The 19159-nt window shown below is 41.3% G+C and carries 20 protein-coding genes; 10 read left to right on the top strand and 10 right to left on the bottom strand.

Features of this window, described 5'->3' with window-relative positions:
• Position 1: 1 nt before the first annotated feature.
• The 4 genes from ATK78_RS08665 to gltX form a co-directional block, all read right to left on the bottom strand.
• Positions 2-3580, bottom strand: a complete 3579-nt coding sequence (locus ATK78_RS08665; RefSeq protein ID WP_133575693.1) for a response regulator — start codon at positions 3578-3580, stop codon at positions 2-4.
• A gap of 16 nt (positions 3581-3596) precedes the next feature.
• The gene (locus tag ATK78_RS08660; RefSeq protein ID WP_133575692.1) at positions 3597-4721 is read right to left on the bottom strand and encodes a hybrid sensor histidine kinase/response regulator; all 1125 of its coding nucleotides are present in this window, start codon (positions 4719-4721) and stop codon (positions 3597-3599) included.
• 129 nt (positions 4722-4850) lie between these two features.
• Positions 4851-5684, bottom strand: a complete 834-nt coding sequence (gene ypfJ / locus ATK78_RS08655; protein ID WP_133575691.1) for a KPN_02809 family neutral zinc metallopeptidase — start codon at positions 5682-5684, stop codon at positions 4851-4853.
• A gap of 74 nt (positions 5685-5758) precedes the next feature.
• A complete protein-coding gene (gene gltX, locus ATK78_RS08650; RefSeq protein ID WP_133575690.1) occupies positions 5759-7267 on the bottom strand; it encodes a glutamate--tRNA ligase in 1509 nt (502 codons plus the stop codon).
• A gap of 88 nt (positions 7268-7355) precedes the next feature.
• On the opposite strand from gltX, the gene ATK78_RS08645 reads away from it, so the two are divergent.
• The 5 genes from ATK78_RS08645 to ATK78_RS08625 all read left to right on the top strand — a co-directional run bounded on the left by ATK78_RS08645 (position 7356) and on the right by ATK78_RS08625 (position 10333).
• The gene (locus ATK78_RS08645; RefSeq protein WP_133575689.1) at positions 7356-8570 is read left to right on the top strand and encodes a sensor histidine kinase; all 1215 of its coding nucleotides are present in this window, start codon (positions 7356-7358) and stop codon (positions 8568-8570) included.
• Positions 8551-9063 carry a DinB family protein gene (locus tag ATK78_RS08640; protein WP_133575688.1) on the top strand — a complete coding sequence of 171 codons (513 nt, stop codon included), beginning with the start codon at positions 8551-8553 and terminating at the stop codon, positions 9061-9063. Before ATK78_RS08645 ends, ATK78_RS08640 begins: the two co-directional genes overlap by 20 nt.
• Positions 9060-9482, top strand: coding sequence for a hotdog fold thioesterase (locus ATK78_RS08635; RefSeq protein WP_133575687.1), 423 nt, complete (start codon positions 9060-9062; stop codon positions 9480-9482). The genes ATK78_RS08640 and ATK78_RS08635 overlap by 4 nt, the downstream gene beginning before the upstream one ends.
• A 74-nt stretch (positions 9483-9556) precedes the next feature.
• Positions 9557-9739, top strand: a complete 183-nt coding sequence (locus ATK78_RS08630; RefSeq protein ID WP_133575686.1) for a hypothetical protein — start codon at positions 9557-9559, stop codon at positions 9737-9739.
• A gap of 36 nt (positions 9740-9775) precedes the next feature.
• Complete coding sequence (locus ATK78_RS08625) at positions 9776-10333, top strand: DUF2911 domain-containing protein (protein WP_133575685.1); 558 nt, start codon at positions 9776-9778, stop codon at positions 10331-10333.
• Positions 10334-10335: 2 nt separating this feature from the next.
• Here ATK78_RS08625 and ATK78_RS08620 read toward each other — a convergent pair whose 3' ends face one another.
• The 3 genes from ATK78_RS08620 to ATK78_RS08610 are packed head-to-tail and all read right to left on the bottom strand — an operon-like array spanning position 10336 to position 11664.
• Entirely contained in the window at positions 10336-10713 is a 378-nt protein-coding gene (locus ATK78_RS08620; RefSeq protein ID WP_133575684.1) for a hypothetical protein, read from the bottom strand.
• Positions 10710-11291: an RNA polymerase sigma factor gene (locus ATK78_RS08615; protein WP_133575683.1), complete on the bottom strand. Its 582-nt coding sequence runs from the start codon at positions 11289-11291 to the stop codon at positions 10710-10712. Before ATK78_RS08615 ends, ATK78_RS08620 begins: the two co-directional genes overlap by 4 nt.
• Before the next feature lie 49 nt (positions 11292-11340).
• A complete protein-coding gene (locus tag ATK78_RS08610) occupies positions 11341-11664 on the bottom strand; it encodes a DMT family transporter (protein ID WP_133575682.1) in 324 nt (107 codons plus the stop codon).
• A gap of 201 nt (positions 11665-11865) precedes the next feature.
• Here ATK78_RS08610 and ATK78_RS08605 point away from each other — a divergent pair, with 201 nt between their 5' ends.
• The gene (locus tag ATK78_RS08605; protein ID WP_133575681.1) at positions 11866-12249 is read left to right on the top strand and encodes a DUF6249 domain-containing protein; all 384 of its coding nucleotides are present in this window, start codon (positions 11866-11868) and stop codon (positions 12247-12249) included.
• A gap of 245 nt (positions 12250-12494) precedes the next feature.
• Here the strand turns inward: ATK78_RS08605 and ATK78_RS08600 are convergent, their stop codons facing one another.
• From ATK78_RS08600 to ATK78_RS08595, 3 genes are read right to left on the bottom strand one after another with little or no spacing between them, the layout of a single operon-like run.
• On the bottom strand, positions 12495-13289 hold the full coding sequence (locus ATK78_RS08600) for an SDR family NAD(P)-dependent oxidoreductase (protein WP_133575680.1): 795 nt from the start codon (positions 13287-13289) through the stop codon (positions 12495-12497).
• An 11-nt stretch (positions 13290-13300) separates the two neighbouring features.
• Positions 13301-13591: an MDR/zinc-dependent alcohol dehydrogenase-like family protein gene (locus tag ATK78_RS23000; RefSeq protein WP_243732484.1), complete on the bottom strand. Its 291-nt coding sequence runs from the start codon at positions 13589-13591 to the stop codon at positions 13301-13303.
• Between the two features lie 32 nt (positions 13592-13623).
• The gene (locus ATK78_RS08595) at positions 13624-14457 is read right to left on the bottom strand and encodes an alcohol dehydrogenase catalytic domain-containing protein (RefSeq protein ID WP_243732483.1); all 834 of its coding nucleotides are present in this window, start codon (positions 14455-14457) and stop codon (positions 13624-13626) included.
• 148 nt (positions 14458-14605) lie between these two features.
• Between ATK78_RS08595 and ATK78_RS08590 the strand changes: the two genes are divergently transcribed.
• From ATK78_RS08590 to ATK78_RS08575, 4 genes are read left to right on the top strand one after another with little or no spacing between them, the layout of a single operon-like run.
• Positions 14606-15241: a TetR/AcrR family transcriptional regulator gene (locus ATK78_RS08590; protein ID WP_133575679.1), complete on the top strand. Its 636-nt coding sequence runs from the start codon at positions 14606-14608 to the stop codon at positions 15239-15241.
• Positions 15222-16538, top strand: coding sequence for a TolC family protein (locus ATK78_RS08585; protein ID WP_133575678.1), 1317 nt, complete (start codon positions 15222-15224; stop codon positions 16536-16538). Before ATK78_RS08590 ends, ATK78_RS08585 begins: the two co-directional genes overlap by 20 nt.
• Positions 16539-16559: 21 nt before the next feature.
• The gene (locus ATK78_RS08580; RefSeq protein WP_133575677.1) at positions 16560-17603 is read left to right on the top strand and encodes an HlyD family secretion protein; all 1044 of its coding nucleotides are present in this window, start codon (positions 16560-16562) and stop codon (positions 17601-17603) included.
• A 4-nt stretch (positions 17604-17607) separates the two neighbouring features.
• On the top strand, positions 17608-19155 hold the full coding sequence (locus ATK78_RS08575; protein WP_133575676.1) for a DHA2 family efflux MFS transporter permease subunit: 1548 nt from the start codon (positions 17608-17610) through the stop codon (positions 19153-19155).
• The last annotated feature ends 4 nt before the right edge of the window (positions 19156-19159 follow it).

Here is a 19159-nt window from a genome sequence, read left to right as displayed (position 1 = left end):
ATTAAACCTTATCATAAAGCCAAACACGAAGCAATGAGATCAGCTGATCAATATCAACTGGTTTAGAAATGTAATCTGATGCTCCCGCAGCAATACATTTTTCGCGGTCTCCCATCATTGCCTTGGCTGTAACAGCTAAAACAGGCAAATGTTTGTATGCAGGCATCTTTCTAATTTCTTTGGTACTTTCATAACCGTCCATTTCCGGCATCATCATATCCATTAAAACAATATCAATTAATGGGTTTTCTTTTAAAATCTGAAGGGCTTCTTTACCATCTGTTGCAGCCAGCACTTTCATTTTATGCTGCTCCAGGGCTTTGGTTAGCGAGAAGATATTACGCACATCATCATCAGCGATCAATACGGTTTTACCATTGAGCACTTCATATAAGCCACCAATTCGTTCCGATGTTTTTTTAGTTTTAGCAACTGTTTTTTCTTCTACCAGGTGCAGGAATAATCCGGCCTCATCCAATATCCGCTGATAAGAATGGGCTGTTTTAACCACAATCGAATCTGCATATTGCTTGATCCGGCTTTCTTCACCTTTAGATAGGTTCTTACCTGTAAAGATGATGATCGGAAGATTCTCTAATCCTTCACTTTTCTTAATGGTCTCCAGTGTCTCATAGGCATTCTTATCCGGGATGCCCATATCCAGGATCACGCAGTCTACTTCTCTTTTTTGAAGGGCATCAATGCTCTCGTTCACATTACCGGCTACTTCAGTCGTGATGTTGTAATTACTTAAAAAGTAGCTTAGCGCTTCGGCATGTTGTTTATTTTCTTCAACGATCAGTACTTTTTTAGGGTGTCTGCTCAATGCATGCTCCAGCTTTTGGAAAATCTGCTGCATGTGTTCAAGGGCAAATGGTTTGTTAATGAAATCTACAGCCCCTTTTAATAAGCTTTCCTTCTTAACTTCCATTGACGACATGATATGTACCGGGATTGGCCGGGTATCCGGATTAGATTTTAGCTCTTCCATAACCTGCCATCCATCTTTAACCGGCAGCTGGATATCCAGTAAAATAGCCAATGGTTTAAAGTGATTGGCGAGCTCTATACCAACATCTCCCCTAACTGCAACGATTCCTTTATAATTTCTGTTCCTTGTAAATTTCAACAGGGTTTTTGCAAATGAGGTATCGTCTTCTATGATCAGAATGATCTTATCGCCAGGCTGAATATGATCACGGTCGTCTTCTACTTCTTGCGGAATATGACTTACTGTAAAGCGCTGGGGAATGATGACCTCTGCAGGTGCTTCGTAATAATGGTTTCCAGAGCCTTCTTCAAGTACCAGCTTATCTTCAGGAGTCCTTTCTAAAGGTAGAGAGAATGTGAACTCACTTCCTACGTTTTCTTTACTGGTCAGCTCAATTTCACCACCAAGCAGCTTTGCCAGTTCCCTGCTGATAGAAAGCCCTAATCCTGTACCGCCAAACTTACGGCGGGTAGATCCATCTGCCTGCTGAAATGCTTCAAAGATGAGTCCTTGCTTATCCGCTGGAATACCGATTCCGGTATCTGTCACTTTAAATAATACGGCTTTATTTACCTCGTCTTTTTTAATGGTTAAGGAAACTTTTCCTGCTGATGTAAACTTAATTGCGTTGGATAGCAGGTTCTTAATGATCTGCTCCAACCGCATTTTATCGGTATTAATGGTTTTTACGGTTTCTTCAACGTCTATGACCAATTCCAGATTTTTATTCTTAGCCAGTGGATTGAATAAAGAGCGCATATCGGTTGAGATTTCCGTGATGTTAATGTCGGCAAATTCAAGCTTCATCTTCCCTGCTTCAATTTTTGAAAGATCGAGAATCTCATCAATTAAACCGAGTAATCCTTGTCCTGAACTTTGAATAACTTCTGCATATTCAATGTATTCTTCATCCAGGTCTTTATTTTCAGACATCAGTTTTGACAGCAATAAAATAGAGTTTAGAGGTGTCCGCAGTTCATGGGACATATTCGCTAAAAATTCCGATTTATATTTAGTGCTCAATTCCAACTGTTCCGCTTTTTGCTGGATATCCAGGTTTCGTTCCTGGATCAACTGGTTCTTTTCTTCCAGCAAGCTGGTTCTTTCTTCAAGTTCCTGGTTACTTTGCAGCAGTTCTTCCTGCTGTACCCTTAATTCTTCTTCTGAAGTTTGAATTTTCTGGGTTTGGGCTTCCAGCTCTGCATTTAGCCCTTCCAGCTCACTATGCTGTGCTTGCAATTCTTCGGTTTGCGCTTGCGTTTCTTCCAGAAGCTCCTGTAGTTTTTTACGGTTTTGAGCGGTGTAAACAGAAATACCGATATTATTAGAAACGGTATTGAGGAATTCCAGTTGTAAAGGCGCGTATGCCGTTAAACTGCCAAACTCCATTACCCCCATCAGGATCTCGTTTCTATAGATCGGCACAGCAACTACGTTTCTTGGTTTTGTATTTCCAGAAGCATAGCTGATGGTCAATTCATCATCCGGAATATCGTTCAGTAAGATTGGCTTTCCAGATTTAACAACCTGTCCGGCTATTCCTTCTCCAACTTTAAGGGTTTCTTTCTTTTGTCCGGACACCAATGAATAACTTCCTGACAAATATAATACATGATGGTCCGTTAAGGCATAGAATGCAGCAACAACACTATTTGTACGTTCAACGATGTTTTCCAGAACATCATTTGCCAGTGCTTCTACACTCTTTTCGCCAACCATTTTGTCGTTTAAGCTGGCAATACCAGACTGGAGCCATTCTTTATCGGCTAAAAGAGAAAAGGAATACTGCAGGGATTCGGCCATTGCGTTTAAAGAGCCGGCCAGGCTTCCCAGTCCATCTTTTTGTGCTTCATCAAGCCTGATGTTATAATCCCCGTTGGATATTTGTCCGGCTATGCCCTGAATTACTTCTATCCGCTTATCAATCTCTTCATTTTTATCCTGAAGTTCTTTCTGAAGTTTCATTCGTGTAGAAAAATCAGAGGACACTTTTAAATAGAAAAATACGGTGATCAGAATAGCGAGAGCGGCGGCAATTAGAATTAATACAGGTGTATAACCAGCAACTTTGTTCAGTTCATCTGTTCTTTTAAACAGGAGCCTTTTCTCTTCTGCCTGCATCTTTTTAATTAACGCACGGGCATCATCCATATAGACCTTACCCCTTAACAATTCTGAAATACTGATGTTTCCGCCCCGGTTTTTAACCACCACGGTTTCTTCTATGATATTTAATCTCCCTTCAACGATTTCCTGTAGTTTTTTTATGTTTTGCTGCTGAAACGGGTTATCGACGGTTTCTAATGCAACCTGACCGGCAAGATCTACTACCCGGTCCTTTGCTCCGTTATACGGCTCAAGAAAGACCTTATCGCCGGTTAACAGGTAGCCCCGCTGACCCGTCTCCGCATCCTTTAAGGTAGAAATTATACCATCAAGGTTAGACATGACCTGGTTACTATGCGATACAAGGTCTGAACTTTTGATGAGGTTATTGATGCTGGTATAAGAGGCAAATGAGGTAATAAAAAGTATCAGTAAGGATAGCCCTAAGCCAATGCGAAGGTTATTTTTTAAAGATGTATTCATATACGATGTAATAATATTAATCTGTTTCTTTTTCCTGGTTTAACGGTAAGGTGAAATAGAATTCTGAACCTTCACCTAAAATGCTCTTAACACCGACTTCTCCGCCATGTCTCTGGATGATTTCGGCAGAAATGTATAGTCCGATCCCGAGTCCCTGAAAGTGTATGGCGGTTTCTTCTACCCGGTAAAATTTATCGAACACATGTTTCTGCTGCGCCTCGTTGATACCGATCCCAAAATCACGAACGCCCAGGTAAATCTGGTCATTATCTGCACTCAATTTAATATGAACTTCGCTGGTTCCGGGAGAATATTTAATGGCATTGGTTAAGAAATTGATGACTACCTGTTCAATACGCATTTCATCGGCATAAATTTCAAGCTCTGCCTTACCTTCCCGGATGATCTTAAATTCAGGATTAGACTGGTTGATGATCTCTATGACGCTATCGAGCATGGCGTCCATCACAAAATGTTTTTTATTGAATTTGAGTTTTCCGCTTTCGATCTTGGATATATCCAAAAGATCTGCGATGAGTTCATTTAGTTTTTCTAACTGTACCTGTGCCTTGCCCAGGTGTTTTTTAACTGTTTCAATATCCCCTTTATCGATGTTCCTTTCCAGCAGTTGAATATATCCCTTAACACTGGTTAACGGGGTTTTTAATTCATGGCTTGCAATACTGATAAATTCGTCCTTTTTGCGCTCGGCCTGTTTCCGGAATTCGATCTCATCGAGCAGTGCATTTTGAATCTCTATGAGCTTCCTGCTTTGTTCGTAGATCCGGTAAAAGGTTTTGACCTTTAAAAGCAGGATATCCATATCCACAGGCTTTGTAATGTAATCCAAACCACCTGAAGAATATCCCTTTGTAATAAATTTAAGTTCTGTATTTACAGCAGATAAGAAGATGATCGCTGTCTCTTTTGCTTTGCTGTATCCTGATATGGCCTCAGCAACTTCAAATCCATCCATCCCTGGCATCTGTACATCCAGAATAATAAGAACGTATTCATTTTTAAGAACTTTCTTTAATGCTTCTTCGCCAGATGCTGCCGTATCTACTTCAAAATTGTGTCTTTCCAGAACCTTTTTAAGAGAAATCAGGTTCTCTGGAGTATCATCTACTATTAGTATCATTAGCAAGAATAAGTAAGCTTGTGGTTGTCATTTGTTTGGGTCTATATTGTAGTTGAGGGTTAAAGTTATACAACTATAAAGAATATTAACAGTTAAATTTTAATAATATCAGTTGCAACATACATTTGATCACAATTCATTGGAATTAAATGTATCTCCTTGCTTAAAGTCGCCGGTGTCAAAGCCTTTTTTAAACCAGTACATCCGTTGTGCCGATGTACCATGCGTAAAGGCATCGGGAACAATTTCTCCCTGCGCCTGCTTTTGGAGCTTATCATCGCCAATTGCATTTGCTGCGGTCAGCGCTTCTTCAATATCTCCGGCTTCTAACCTGAAATTATCTAAGTTTTGTGCGTGGTGCGCCCAAAGGCCCGCAAAAAAATCAGCCTGCAGCTCGAGTTTCACAGACAGCCGGTTGTATTCTGTTTCAGACAGCTGGCCTCTTGCCTGCTGCATTTTATCGGAGATACCCAACAGGTTTTGAACATGGTGGCCAACTTCATGTGCGATGACATAGGCCTGTGCAAAATCACCGGCAGCGCCAAAGCGATCACTTAATTCTTTATAAAAGGACAGGTCAATGTAAACGTGGCGATCGCCGGGGCAATAAAAAGGTCCTACTGCAGCACTCGCACTTCCGCAAGCAGATTCCGCATGGTCATCAAAAATGGATAGCACGGGTTGTTCGTATTCCGATCCCATTTCTTTAAACTGGGCAATCCAAACCGAATCTGTAGATTCCAGCACACCTGCAACAAATTTTCCTGCGGGGTCTGTGGGCACACCTCTTTTACCTTCTGTCGCCGCTCCTTCAATAGGAAGCTGGCTTACCAGTCCCGTAAGATCAGTACCGAAAATTAATCCAAGAATGACAACAATAATTCCAAGGCCGCCACCTATAGCACCGCCACTCATGCCGCGCCTATCGTCAATATTACCGCTTCCCTTACCGAACCATTGCATATAATTTTTCCCTAATTTGATATAACAAAAGCTTTGCGACAATTGTTATACCAAATTCATGAAAACGTTAGCGATTAATTAAATGCGGCAATTGCGTTTGCAATTCTTTCTTTAGTTTCTTCAGCGCCCAGGGCAACAGCAATATCAAATACCCCCGGGCCAAATTTACCGCCTACCAGCATGATCCGTAATGGAAGCATTAACTCTCCGGGTTTGAAATTGTGCGTTACAGCGAGTTCTTTAAACTTTTCTTCCAATTCTGCTGCAGAAAACCCATCACTGATCAGTTGGGTATACGCTTTAAAAAACAGGGCTTTTTCTTCGCTCCATTTTGGTTTTACGGCAGCACTATCGTACTCCGATGGAGCAACAAAAAAATAAATACCTTGTGTAAAAAAATCAGTGATCAGGTTACACCGGTCTTTAATCAGGTCAATTATTTTAGAAAGGTGTACATCATCATTAATTGCGACTCCCTGATCTGCAAAAACAGCTTTTACTGCGGGCAGCAACTTTTCTGCTGCTGCTGTTTTAATCCATTCATGGTTGTACCATTTTGCTTTTTCAAAATCAAACTTGGCCCCTGCCTTACTGACTCTTTCTATACTGAACTTTTCTACCAGTTCTTCTAATGAAAATATTTCCTGATCTGTTCCGTCATTCCATCCCAGCATAGCCAATAAGTTAACAAATGCTTCAGGCATAAAACCCAGTTCTTTAAATCCTTTGGTCAGATCGCCGGTTTTAGGATCAGTCCAGTTTTGCGCATATACCGGAAACCCTAAACGGTCGCCATCCCTTTTGCTCAGCTTCCCGTTTCCATCCGGCTTTAAGATTAGTGGTAAATGAACCCACTGCGGCATTTGATCTTCCCAACCCAGGTATCTCCATAATAAAATATGAATTGGGGCTGAGGGAAGCCATTCTTCTCCTCTAAATATATGACTGATCTCCATGGCCTTATCATCAGCAACTACCGCTAAATGATAGGTAGGCATGCCGTCTGCCTTAAGCAAGACCTTATCATCAACCAGATTGGTATCAAAACTTACAAAGCCACGGATCAGGTCGTTAAAAGAAACCAGTTCATCCTTTGGCATTTTGATCCTTACCACATAGGGCGTATTAGCAGCCAATAGCTCAGATACGGCTGTTTCTGATAAGGTTAATGAATTACGCATACCATCACGCGTGGAAAGTCCGTAGGTAAAGTTAGGAATCTCTTTACGTTTGGCATCCAGCTCTTCCGGGGTGTCAAAAGCATAATAGGCATAACCATCTGTGATTAGCTGATCTGCATATTGCTTATAGGTAGCTTTACGCTCACTCTGACGGTAAGGTGCAAAGGGGCCTCCAATGGCTGGACTTTCATCGGGAGAAATACCGCACCATTGCAGGCATGAAGTGATATATTCTTCCGCTCCTTCTACAAAGCGGGTTTGATCTGTGTCTTCCACACGGAGTATAAAAGTTCCATTGTGTTTCTTAGCAAACAAATAGTTGAACAAGGCGGTACGTACACCACCTAAATGCAGTCCGCCGGTGGGACTTGGAGCAAATCTTACTCTTACTTTCTTTTCCATAATACGATTTGCAAAGATATATTTTTTACCGCGTTACCGTTCTATTGATACATTTTTGAATGCTATTTTGTAATTTGCCTTCAGATTTATGAATCCATACGAAAAAAAACGCCGCTGGAAATTCTTTTTACTGGTATTTGCCATCATTATAGGTACAGCCTCTGTGTTTTACAGCGATTCATTCGTTAAAAAGATGGAGCGTGAAGAACAGGTCCAGTTCCAGCTTTATGTTCGGGTTACAGAGCAGTCCTTTATCATGTATGACGACGATAATTATACCGGATTAATAGACCTGATCCGAACCAATAACAAGCTTCCCGTAATCATGACAGACTCTGGCGGGGTTATACTCAGCTATCAAGGCCTGGATACCACAAAGACCAATTATGATGTTGAAAAAAAGGTCAATGTAAATTACGATCCGGAATACTTTGCTAAAGAATTACGAAAAATGAAAAAGCAGCATCCGCCTACGCCGATCATTGGCCTGAATGGAACACGCTGGAACATTTACTATAAAGATTCGCCGACATTAACGCAGCTCCGGTACTTTCCATACATTCAGCTTGGCGTAATTGCATTATTCCTGTTAACGGCCTATGTTGCTTTCAGTTCTGCACGTAAGGCTGAGCAAGACCAGGTATGGGTTGGTATGGCCAAAGAAACCGCCCACCAGCTGGGTACTCCAATATCTTCACTCATGGCCTGGGTAGAACTGATGAAATCGCGCTTTGATGCCGAAGATGATCCGCTGATTGCAGAGATGGAAAATGACATTAAACGCCTGGAAGTCATTACTGACCGTTTTTCTAAAATAGGGTCTAAACCGATCTTAGAAGATCATGTGGTATATACCGTGATCTCAGACTTTATTGATTACTTTAAACTGCGCACTTCTGACAAGGTAATTTTTACCATTACCGGTGACGACCAGGTACGTGCATTGCTCAATGTGCCTTTATTTGACTGGGTTACAGAGAATCTGCTTAAAAATGCAGCAAATGCGATTGAAAATGAAGGTAGTATTACCGTAAATATTATTGAGAACCTAACCAAAGAAGAAGTTTTTATTGATGTTTCTGATACCGGTAAAGGAATTGCACGCTCTAAGTTCGATGCTGTTTTCCAACCTGGCTATACGACCCGTAAGCGGGGATGGGGACTTGGATTGTCCTTAACCAAACGGATCATCGAAAATTACCATAGCGGACAGATCTTTGTTAAAGATTCAGAACTTGGTAAAGGAACTACATTTCGTATCATCTTAAAAAGCAGCATTACTTATGAACCGACCTCAAACTAATGAATATCCTGCATGGGGAGAAACGTACATTAAGCTCATTGACCTTATTGACGGGGACATTCTTGATCTGCTGGAACGGCAGGCCACTGAATTTGCTGAGTTTATAAACAGTTTAACAGAAAAGGGGGATTATGCGTATGCTCCCGGTAAATGGACCCTCAAAGAGTTAATTGGCCATATCATCGATACGGAACGAATTCTGGTATACCGGCTTACCTGTTTTGCCCGTGCTGAAGAACAAGAGCTTCCCGGTTTTGAAGAAGACGATTATGTTGCTGCGGCACATTTCTCTGAACGCAGTATGTATAGTTTCTCTGAAGAGTTTGCGCTATTAAGAAAAGCCAACTTGTACCTGTTCAGATCCCTAAAAGAGGAAGAACTCGATAGAAGCGGCATTGCATCCGGAAGGAAAATATCCGTTAGGGCCCTGGTATTTGTTATTGCCGGACATCTGATCCACCACACTCAAATCATTAAAGAAAGATATTTATGACCTGGTTTTCTGTTTTTACAGCGGAGATGCTCAATGACCGCCCCAAAAACCATCTTGGTGCATTGCTTGACATCCAATTTACTGAGGTTGGAACAGATTCTTTAACGGCAACCATGCCGGTTGATGAACGGACACACCAGCCTGCCGGGATTTTGCATGGCGGAGCTTCTGTCGTTTTAGCGGAAACCCTTGGAAGCGTTGCGTCTTATATGTGTATTGACCCTGAAAAGTATGTTGCTGTTGGGCTTGAAGTAAATGCAAATCATTTACGACCAGTAAAAGGCGGCCGGGTTACAGGTATTTGCAAGCCGCTGCATATTGGTGCAAAAACCCATGTTTGGGAAATTAAGATCTATACCGATGCTGGTAAGCTAAATTGCATCAGCAGGTTAACTGTAGCGGTTATAAATAAGCCTTAGGGCTATAATTTGTACGATCAACAATTGGGGATAAATAAAATAAATCAATATCTTTGGCGCAAAGTATAATTACAATGACTACACAAGAAAACAAAAACAGCTTTGACTGGGTATATTATGTTTTAGGCCTGTTCTTTGGCGCTTTAACGGCAGCAGTTATCTCCGGAAGTTTTGGCTGGTCGATTTTAGGCGGAATCCTTGGATTTATTTTTGGAGCGATCTTCTTAAATTCAATCGTAAAAGGCCGTCAGTACTAAACTGGGGCTTTCTTTTTTCACCTCTTACAATACGCTATGAAAAGATTGGTAGTATGTGCTTTGTTTGCAACATTTTCTATTGTTGCAAATGCCCAGGATGCAAAATTTGCTGCCCCGGACTCCAGTCCCGCAGACATTGTTTATTACCCTTTAAATGCAGCAAAAGCGAAGGACGATTCTTCTCCATTAATTAAAGTGGTATACTCCCGTCCGGCTAAAAAGGGCCGTGAGGTATTTGGTGTACTGGAGCAATTTGGAAAAGTCTGGCGTGTTGGTGCAAACGAATCTACTGAAATAAAGTTCTTTAAGCCGGTAGTTATTGGTGGGAAAAGTATTAAAGCAGGCACTTACAGCCTGTTTGCGATCCCAAATAAAGACACCTGGAGCCTGATCATCAACAAACAGACCGACAGATGGGGTGCTTATACCTATAATGAAGCTAAAGATGTTGTGCGGGTTGATGTTCCGGTAAAAACGATGGCTAAGCCTGTTGAGTTTTTATCCATCACATTTACTGCCCCTCAGGAAAAAACAGCTAACCTGGTCATTGCCTGGGATCTTACGGCGGTTGAACTTCCGGTTACGATTAAGTAATATTAAGCTTTTTCAGTTTTTTTTCTTCTTAAAAAACTATCCAGATAGATTAATGCAATTACAAGGTCGACAAACAAGAACGCCTTCAAAGCTGTTGATGTTAGTATCTTTTCGGTTTGGATATTTACCTGCAGATCCATTTTTGGTAAGGCATAGTTGAAGTCGGCATTTGCCAGGGCATAAATAAAAATGCCAATAATTGCAGTCAGAAATACTGCAGCAATACCGTAGATAACTTTGTAATCAACCTTTGTCTTTAATGAAACCGGAGGTATTTCTAATTTTACCTGCTCCATGATATTGCGGGTGAAGGACATAGAAGGCTCTTCAAGTTCCATTCCCTTTAACAGCTGCGTTAATTCATCGTCTGTAATTTTCATAATAGCTCCTTTACTTCATCTTTTAACAAAAATACCAATTTCTCTTTGAGGCGTAACCTGGACCGGTGCAGCTTAACTTTAACCGTATTGGCCTCCATATTTAATACCTGCGCAATTTCTTCCAGGCTTTGCTCTCCCATATAGAACAATGCTATAATTGTTGCATCATCCGGTAAAAGCATCGCGATTGCCTGATTAAGGTAAGCATTTGTGGATCTCTTTTCAGCCAGATCTGCATTTAAAGGAGAGATTTGACTTTCCAGATGAATACCATTCTCTTCATCATTTAAAGATAAGGTATCCAATCGGTTTTTACGCAAGAAGGACATTGATGTAGTATAAACAATGGTATACAACCAGGTAGAGAATTTTGAGGTTTGCTTAAATGTACCCAATGCGCGGTATGCTTTCACAAAACAATCCTGTGCAATTTCTTCTGCATCTTCCCTATTTTTTGCAAAACGAAGGGCCAAAGTAAATACAAAGCGCTGGTGGCGTTTTACCAGCTCGGCATAAGCCGTGGTATTACCCTCCAGAATTTGTATGATCAGGTCTTGATCCGTTTGCCTTTGCTGCATATGATGTTATGACGTACGTTCTATCCTGCAGGTTACAGCATGCTACAAATTAATGCTCACCTGCAAAGAATTTTAGTCCGAGGATGGATCCGATCAGGGTTACAATAAAAAAGATCCTCCAGAAGTTTGCCGGTTCATCAAAATACAGGATTCCAACAATTACGGTACCTACGGCTCCAATTCCTGTCCAGACTGCATAGGCTGTGCCCATTGGTAAGGTTTGCGTAGCCTTATTTAAAAAGTAAAAGCTTAATCCAATACAAACCGCAAAACCTAAAGTCCACTTTAGGTTAGAGAAATTATTGGAAAGCTTTAAACAGGTTGTAAAACCTACCTCAAACATCCCGGCGATAATTAAAATGATCCAGCTCATAATCTTTGGTTTTATGCAAAAGTAATCCTTATCGTGTCTTATTCAGATTTTACTTTACAAGTTTGTCCGTTACTCAAGACTGGATATAGAAAAGAATGTTGATTATTTACGATTGCCTGTAACCTGATTAAACGGGATGTCGTCATAGCCTACAGAACACCAGTTCTATAATTGTTAATTAGAAATTTAAAATTAAATAAAATGGAAGCCCCACTAATATTAATCTCATTCTTTATCTGTACAGCTGCATTGGTTTTTGGCATCAGGTATATGTCAAACAAAGAAAAAATGGCAATGATTGAACGCGGAATAGACCCCGGGATCAGAAAAGTATTGCCAAGTGCACCCAAACCTTTTTTAAGTTTAAAGTTTGGTCTTTTGCTGGTTGGAATAGGCCTGGGTTTGATCATTGCATTATTCACAGATATGATCGTAGAAAATAGCCTGGATCTGTCAAACAGACATCATTCCTTTAGACACGGTGAAAGCACTGCGATCTATTTTGGATTCATTGGGATCTTTGGTGGAATCGGTCTGATCCTCTCTTATGTCATTGAGCGAAAATGGTTAGAAAACCAGAAGTAATTCTGTAATAAGACACCCTGTAAAGCGAATTCAGGAAAAAGGCGCGGCAAGGGTTGCGTAGTGATAGTGTTAAGGCTGAGAAGCGGTCTCATTCACGTCTCCTTCACACCTTGTTCACATTTAGTTCACAAAAAGGTACCTTTTTGTGAAGAAGGAGTGAATGAGACGTGTATTGTGTGAGGAGATGACCTTAACGCTATCCGGACGCTTACCTTATTCTACCGGTAGAAAATCTGTACATAGACCTATTCTTCTTTCGGCTTTTGCTGCTCATACATCGTATGGGCCACTGTGCTGTCTGGCATTAAATTACTCATGCCTACCTGAACTTTGTTTTTAAATCCGGAGATCACTTTATCCTTTCCTGCCATTAGCGCATCATATCCATCCTTTGCTACATGAGCCGGATCAGCCATCGCATCCTTATCCTGTACAGCCTTACTATCCAGCATATCTGCTTTATTGAAAAAGTCGGTATCTGTAACTCCAGGCATAAGGGCTGTGATGGTGATGTCATAATCTTTTAGTTCCTCGCGGATCGCTTCTGTAAAGGAAAGCACGAATGCCTTAGTGCCATGATAAACAGATTGCCATGGACCCGGAGCTTTGCTGGCTATAGAGGCCAGGTTTAATATTTTACCTGAGTTTCTGGCTATCATATCATTTAAAAAGCTCTTGGTTAAGATCACCAATGAAGAAATGTTGAGATCAATTATTGCCAGTTCCCGATCAATATCTGTATCCTTAAATTCACCATATACTCCCTGACCTGCATCATTTACAAGTACATCGATTGTAATTCCCAAATCTTTAACTTCGTCGTATAATGAAAAAGCTTCATCTCTTTCAAACAGGTCCTTTGCAATTGATATTACTTCTATTCCGTTTTCTTTGAACTCTTCCGCTTTGCTATCCAGTTCCCGCTGGTTGCGTGCAACAATAACCAGGTTATATCCATCCCGTGCAAAGAGTTTTGCCAGTTCATAACCAATTCCGCTGGTTGCGCCGGTTATGAGCGCATATTTCTTAGAATTTTCCATATCAATAATTATTATGGTTTTAAAACAACTTTAACACAATCATCTTCTTTTTCGTCAAAGATCTTGTAGGCGTGACTTACTTCGCTAAGCGGCAAGCTGTGCGTAATGATATCATCAAGAACAACCTTTTCCGTTTTAACCAGTTCAATCAGGTGATCGATATAATTCAATACAGGGGCTTGTCCCTGTTTTATCGTTATTCCCTTATCAAAGATCCGGAACAGCGGGAAATTATCGTATGGGCTGCCATATACACCCAATATAGATACCGTTCCGCTTCTTCTAACTGCTTCAAAGCACATTTCAAGAACCTTTATACTTCCCTTTTCAAAATTTATGGTTGCTTAACCTTATCCATAAAATTACGCTCGGGCTCAAATCCGACAGCATCCACGCATACATCTGCACCTCTTCCTCCAGTCATTTCCCGGATTGCCTCCACGACATCTACCTTATGAGGATTCAACGTATCCACATTATTTACGGCACGTGCTTTTTCTAAGCGGTAATCGAGCGGATCAATCGCGATCACCCGGCTTGCTCCATTGATCCATGCCGCCTTTTGAGCCATCAGGCCAACTGGACCTGATCCAAAAATGGCAACCACTTCACCTCCTTTAAGCTGTGCCCAATCTATGCCCGACCATCCTGTTGGAAATATATCGGTTAAAAAAAGGGCCTGTTCATCGGTTAGGTTATCCGGAATAATCCTCGGGCTAATGTCAGCATAGGGTACTCTAACGTACTCAGCTTGTCCACCGGAATAACCTCCATATAAATCTGTATATCCAAATAATGCGGCCCCTTTTTGATCCATCATATCCCCATTGGGACCGTAGTGCTTGTAATTAGAGTTTTCACAGCTTGGAGATGCACCGTGATTACAGAAAAAACACTGCCCGCATGCTATTGGAAACGGAACAATAACACGGTCTCCTCTTTTAAGATTCTTTACCTCAGCGCCAACCTCCTCAACAATCCCCATAAATTCATGTCCCATGATCATGTCAGTGGTTTGCGGAACAGCTCCGCTGAGAATGTGAAGGTCTGATCCGCAGATTGCGGTTGAGGTAACCCGTAAGATAACATCTCCAGGTTGTTCAATACGGGGGTCAGCTACGGTATCATAACTAATATCCCCTGGTTTGTGAAATACTGCTGCTTTCATAATTGTTGTTTTTATAAGTAGATAAAAACTGAACAGGAATGAATAAAAAAGGTTTATCCAAAAGTCAGAATTTAGTCAATTATTAGAGAACTTTATTAAAATGTCTGAATTAATCAATCGATTGATTAATTTTGGGCACTCTAAAGAAATGGAAAAGACAGATAAAAGATCGAGTATCCTGGAAGCCGCAGAAAAACTTTTCTGTGAATTGGGCTATGAGGGTACCTCTACCCGTCAAATTGCAAAAGAAGCGGGTGCAAATATGGCAATGATCAATTACTACTTTGGCTCTAAGGAAGGTGTATTCATGGAAGTTATGGACGGAAGGATTGAGGGCTTTAAAGAACAATTAACCAGCATTAGCAACGATAATTTATCGGGAATGGAAAAGCTGCTTAAGGTTGTTGAAGACTACACCGGGAGGATTCTTGAAAATCATGCGTTTCATAAAATGATGCACAGAGAGCTGTCGTTGACACAACGGCCAGAAATGTTTGTCAGGATAAAGAATTCTATGGCCGAAAACAGATTGGTTATTGAACAAATCATTAATGATGGTATTAAAGATGGCAGCTTTAGACAAGTTGATGTAAGAATGCTTATTGCAACCTTAATGGGAACCATTAGCTATGTGGCTATATCGCCTTCAAAAATTACATCAGGCACTAATCTGGACATTAACAATACGGAGGACAGGAAAATCATTACAGATCGACTGATCAAACACTTAAAAGATCTGATTACAATTTATTTAACACCCAAAAATGATACAAAAACCAATTAAATTAAGTTTTTTGGCCTTACTGCTTCCGGGAATGCTGTATGCCCAAAATGTTAGAAAAATAAGTTTACAGGAGGCTTTAGATTTGGGCATCGCAAATAGCAAGAACCTCAAACTTTCACAAAATAAGATCGACGAAGCTGTTCAGCAGCTGGCCATTGTTAAAGACAATGCGCTGCCAACTGCCAGCGCCTCTTTTTTATATAACCATGCCCAGATCCCAACCAATAAATTAACCATTGGCGGCGCTGATCCAATTAACCTGCCTAAGCGTGCAAATGCCTTTGTAGGTACTGCTGCTGTTGAAGAGCTGGTATATGGTGGCGGCAAACTCAAGTATGCAGAAGAATCAACCCGTTTATTAACGGAGGTTGCCCGCCTTGACGCAGACAAAAGCAAAGAGGAAATAAGTTACGCTGTAATCAGCACTTACTATAATCTTTTTAAAGTTCTGCAAAGCAAGAAGGTTGTTGCGCAAAATCTGGAATCAATTGCCGGACAATTAAAACAATCTCAACGTTTCTTTGACCAGGGAGTGGTTACCAAAAATGATGTATTGAGATTTCAGTTACAGCAGGCCAATATATCCTTAACAGAAATGGAAATTGAAAGCAACCGGAAGATCATCAATTATAACCTGGACATTTTACTGGGGCTTGATGAAAATACCGAGATTGAAATTACGGACCCTTCGAATGATTTAAAACCAGCTGCCCCGCTAAACAGCTATATTGAAATGGCCTTTGGCAACCGCCAGGAACTGAGACAGCTTGATCTTCAAAATAAGGTGGCCGATGTAAATATTAAATCTATACAGGCTAACACCCGGCCAACCGTTGGTGTAGGTGCCAACCTGTATTATATTAATCCCAGCGGTAAATTTATACCCCCGGCCGAACAATACATTGTTCCGATGACCCTGGGCGCCAACATATCCTGGAACATTGGTACTTTATGGACCAATAAAAATAAGGTAACCGATGCCCGCATTCAGCAAAAAAATGTGGTGATCCAGAAAGATATCTTCTCTGATCAGGTTAAAACAGAGATCAACAAAAACTACCAGGATTACCAGCTGGCAACCAGCAAGATCAGGATACTGGAAACATCTATTGCCCAGGCCACTGAAAACGACAACCTTTTAGCTTCAAAATATAAAAACAATGTGGCTTCTGCAATTGATAGGATTGATGCAGAAACGTTATTGTACCAGGCCAAAATTAACTTAGAGCTTGCAAAAGCCGATGCCGGACTGGCTTATTATACCTTATTAAAATCAACTGGAAAAATATCCCAATAAAACACCATAACAACTACAGTAATGACAACCGAAAAGAAAAACAAAAATAAAGTTATACCGATCATACTAGGGGTATTGATCGTACTAGGAGCCATATTTGGTACTAAAGAATACATCTATTATACTAAACATGTTGATACAGATGATGCACAGATTGATGGCGACATTAGCCCGGTTGTTGCCCGTGTTGGCGGTTATGTTCAAGAGATTGGATTTGAGGAGAACACAAAAGTTAACGAAGGGGATATCCTGGTGAAACTGGATGACAGCGATTACAAGGTGAAACTGGAACAAGCAATGGCCGGACAAAAAGGTGCCAGTGCCGGCGTTGGTGTTTCTGAATCGCAGATTGCAGCTACATCAGCCAATACCAGTACAGCCAAAGCAAATATTGAAGCGGCAAGGGTGCAATTAAACCTTGCCCAGAAAGATTACGAACGCTATGCAAACCTGGTAAAGGACGGCTCCATTACCCAGCAGCAATTTGATCAGGCTAAAGCACAAAAAGAATCTGCCCAGGCCGCTTTTACTGCTGCCAACGATCAATATGTAGCTGCAGTTAAACAGGTAGGCACCTCACAGTCTCAGCTGGCTGTAAGCAACAATGGCGTATCACAGCGCCAGTCTGACGTAGATTTCGCTAAACTTCAGCTTTCTTATACAAATATCAAAGCCCCTGCAGCAGGCATCGTTTCCAAAAAGAATGTCCAAAAGGGTCAGCTGGTACAGGCTGGTCAGTCTCTTTTCTCTGTTGTAAATGAAAACAGCATTTATGTAACTGCGAACTTTAAAGAAACCCAGCTGGAAGAGATCAATCCCGGTTTAAAGGTGAAGATTGAAGTAGATGCGTATCCTGATGCGGACATTGAGGGAGCCGTTTACAATTTTGCACCTATAACCGGCGCAAAAGGATCATTGCTGCCACCTGATAACGCAACCGGTAACTTTGTTAAGGTTATTCAGCGGGTTCCCGTTAAAATAAAAATTACTAAAGCACCTATAGATATCCTGGCAAAATTACGCCCCGGAATGAGTGTTAAAGTTTCTGTTTCTATAAAAGACTAAAAAAATGGCCGAGAAAGGTTTAAAAAAGTGGGTAATCACGTTTACAGTGATCACAGCTTCTTTACTGGAGTTGATTGATACCACGATTGTAAACGTTGCCATACCCCAGATACAAGGTAACTTAGGTGCAACCCTGGAGGATGTGGCCTGGCTATCTACCGGTTATGCGGTTGCCAATGTGATCATCCTGCCCATGTCTGGCTGGCTGGGGAGTCGTTTTGGACGAAAAAACTATTTTCTCTTCTCTATCGTTCTGTTTACCATTGCCTCTTTTTTATGTGGTAATGCAACCAATTTGGAAGAACTGATCGCATTCAGGATTCTGCAGGGATTGGCCGGTGGCGGATTGATCTCAACGGCACAGGCCATCTTAATAGAAACCTGGCCACGTGAAGATGTAGGTATTGCCACCGCTTTGTTTGGCCTGGGTGCTGTAGTTGGCCCCACGGTTGGACCAACAATTGGCGGTTATCTGCTGGAGATCAGTTCATGGCCTTTGATATTCTATGTGAATATTCCCGTCGGGATCCTCGCGGCCTACTGTACGTATATGTTTGTTAAGGAGACGCCAAAAGATGGAAAAGGGATGCCGGTAGACTGGTGGGGTATTGCTTTACTGGCGATCGCTGTTGGAAGTTTGCAGACCTTACTGGAAAAAGGAGAAAGCGAAGACTGGTTTGCTACACCTTACATCACTGCTTTGGCAGTAGCATCTGTTCTGGGTTTGCTGTTATTTATCTGGAGAGAAATGAGTACAGACCATCCCATCGTAAACTTTAAGATCATGAGACACCGGAGTTTTTCTGTCGGTATGTTCACTTCGTTTATTTTAGGATTTGGTTTGTATGGTTCTGTATTCGTATTCCCTATATTTTGTCAGAACCTGCTTGGATTTTCAGCGCTTCAAACGGGGGAACTCTTGTTTCCGGGAGGATTATGTACCATTGTGATGATGCCATTTATAGGGATTATGCTGAAGAAAAATATTCCTGCCCAGTTTATGGCAACCATAGGCATGTTCTTATTCTTTGTGTTTTGTACCATGTTGAGCAACTCAACACTACAATCCGGAAGAGATGATTTCTTCATGCCATTGATGATTAGAGGAGTTGGTATGGCTTTATTGTTTGTTCCGCTAACCACACTGGCCATTCAAGACTTAAAAGGTGCTGAGATTGGCCAGGGTTCTGGCTTAAACAATATGATGCGTCAGCTGGGCGGATCATTTGGTATTGCGGCCTTAACCACGCTGATCCATGTTCGTCAGGGTTTTCACCGCAGCAGCCTGCTGGTAAACATCAACGAGTACAATCCGGCATTTACGGAACGCTTTAATGCATTTATCAAGAATTTCATGTCTAAAGGCTACTCCTACCTGGATGCAAAGATATTGGCGACCAAAGCCATTGAAGGAACGGTGACCAAACAATCGTTATTGTTAACCTACAGTGATGCTTACTGGGTAGCAGGACTGATCCTGTTGTGCTCCATCCCATTACTATATCTTCAAAAATTTAAGAAGAATGTTCAGGTCCCGGCGGACCTGCATTAAACAA

Origin of the sequence: Pedobacter metabolipauper, assembly GCF_004362715.1 — a bacterium.
GTDB lineage: Bacteria > Bacteroidota > Bacteroidia > Sphingobacteriales > Sphingobacteriaceae > Pedobacter > Pedobacter metabolipauper.
This window is presented reverse-complemented; position numbering and strand designations above follow the sequence as displayed.

Coding starts and splice junctions, on each gene's coding strand:
- ATK78_RS08665 (WP_133575693.1), bottom strand. CDS start 3,580: ATGAATACATCTTTAAAAAATAACCTTCGCATTGGCTTAGGGCTATCC.
- ATK78_RS08660 (WP_133575692.1), bottom strand. CDS start 4,721: ATGATACTAATAGTAGATGATACTCCAGAGAACCTGATTTCTCTTAAA.
- ypfJ (WP_133575691.1), bottom strand. CDS start 5,684: ATGCAATGGTTCGGTAAGGGAAGCGGTAATATTGACGATAGGCGCGGC.
- gltX (WP_133575690.1), bottom strand. CDS start 7,267: ATGGAAAAGAAAGTAAGAGTAAGATTTGCTCCAAGTCCCACCGGCGGA.
- ATK78_RS08645 (WP_133575689.1), top strand. CDS start 7,356: ATGAATCCATACGAAAAAAAACGCCGCTGGAAATTCTTTTTACTGGTA.
- ATK78_RS08640 (WP_133575688.1), top strand. CDS start 8,551: ATGAACCGACCTCAAACTAATGAATATCCTGCATGGGGAGAAACGTAC.
- ATK78_RS08635 (WP_133575687.1), top strand. CDS start 9,060: ATGACCTGGTTTTCTGTTTTTACAGCGGAGATGCTCAATGACCGCCCC.
- ATK78_RS08630 (WP_133575686.1), top strand. CDS start 9,557: ATGACTACACAAGAAAACAAAAACAGCTTTGACTGGGTATATTATGTT.
- ATK78_RS08625 (WP_133575685.1), top strand. CDS start 9,776: ATGAAAAGATTGGTAGTATGTGCTTTGTTTGCAACATTTTCTATTGTT.
- ATK78_RS08620 (WP_133575684.1), bottom strand. CDS start 10,713: ATGAAAATTACAGACGATGAATTAACGCAGCTGTTAAAGGGAATGGAA.
- ATK78_RS08615 (WP_133575683.1), bottom strand. CDS start 11,291: ATGCAGCAAAGGCAAACGGATCAAGACCTGATCATACAAATTCTGGAG.
- ATK78_RS08610 (WP_133575682.1), bottom strand. CDS start 11,664: ATGAGCTGGATCATTTTAATTATCGCCGGGATGTTTGAGGTAGGTTTT.
- ATK78_RS08605 (WP_133575681.1), top strand. CDS start 11,866: ATGGAAGCCCCACTAATATTAATCTCATTCTTTATCTGTACAGCTGCA.
- ATK78_RS08600 (WP_133575680.1), bottom strand. CDS start 13,289: ATGGAAAATTCTAAGAAATATGCGCTCATAACCGGCGCAACCAGCGGA.
- ATK78_RS23000 (WP_243732484.1), bottom strand. CDS start 13,591: ATGTGCTTTGAAGCAGTTAGAAGAAGCGGAACGGTATCTATATTGGGT.
- ATK78_RS08595 (WP_243732483.1), bottom strand. CDS start 14,457: ATGAAAGCAGCAGTATTTCACAAACCAGGGGATATTAGTTATGATACC.
- ATK78_RS08590 (WP_133575679.1), top strand. CDS start 14,606: ATGGAAAAGACAGATAAAAGATCGAGTATCCTGGAAGCCGCAGAAAAA.
- ATK78_RS08585 (WP_133575678.1), top strand. CDS start 15,222: ATGATACAAAAACCAATTAAATTAAGTTTTTTGGCCTTACTGCTTCCG.
- ATK78_RS08580 (WP_133575677.1), top strand. CDS start 16,560: ATGACAACCGAAAAGAAAAACAAAAATAAAGTTATACCGATCATACTA.
- ATK78_RS08575 (WP_133575676.1), top strand. CDS start 17,608: ATGGCCGAGAAAGGTTTAAAAAAGTGGGTAATCACGTTTACAGTGATC.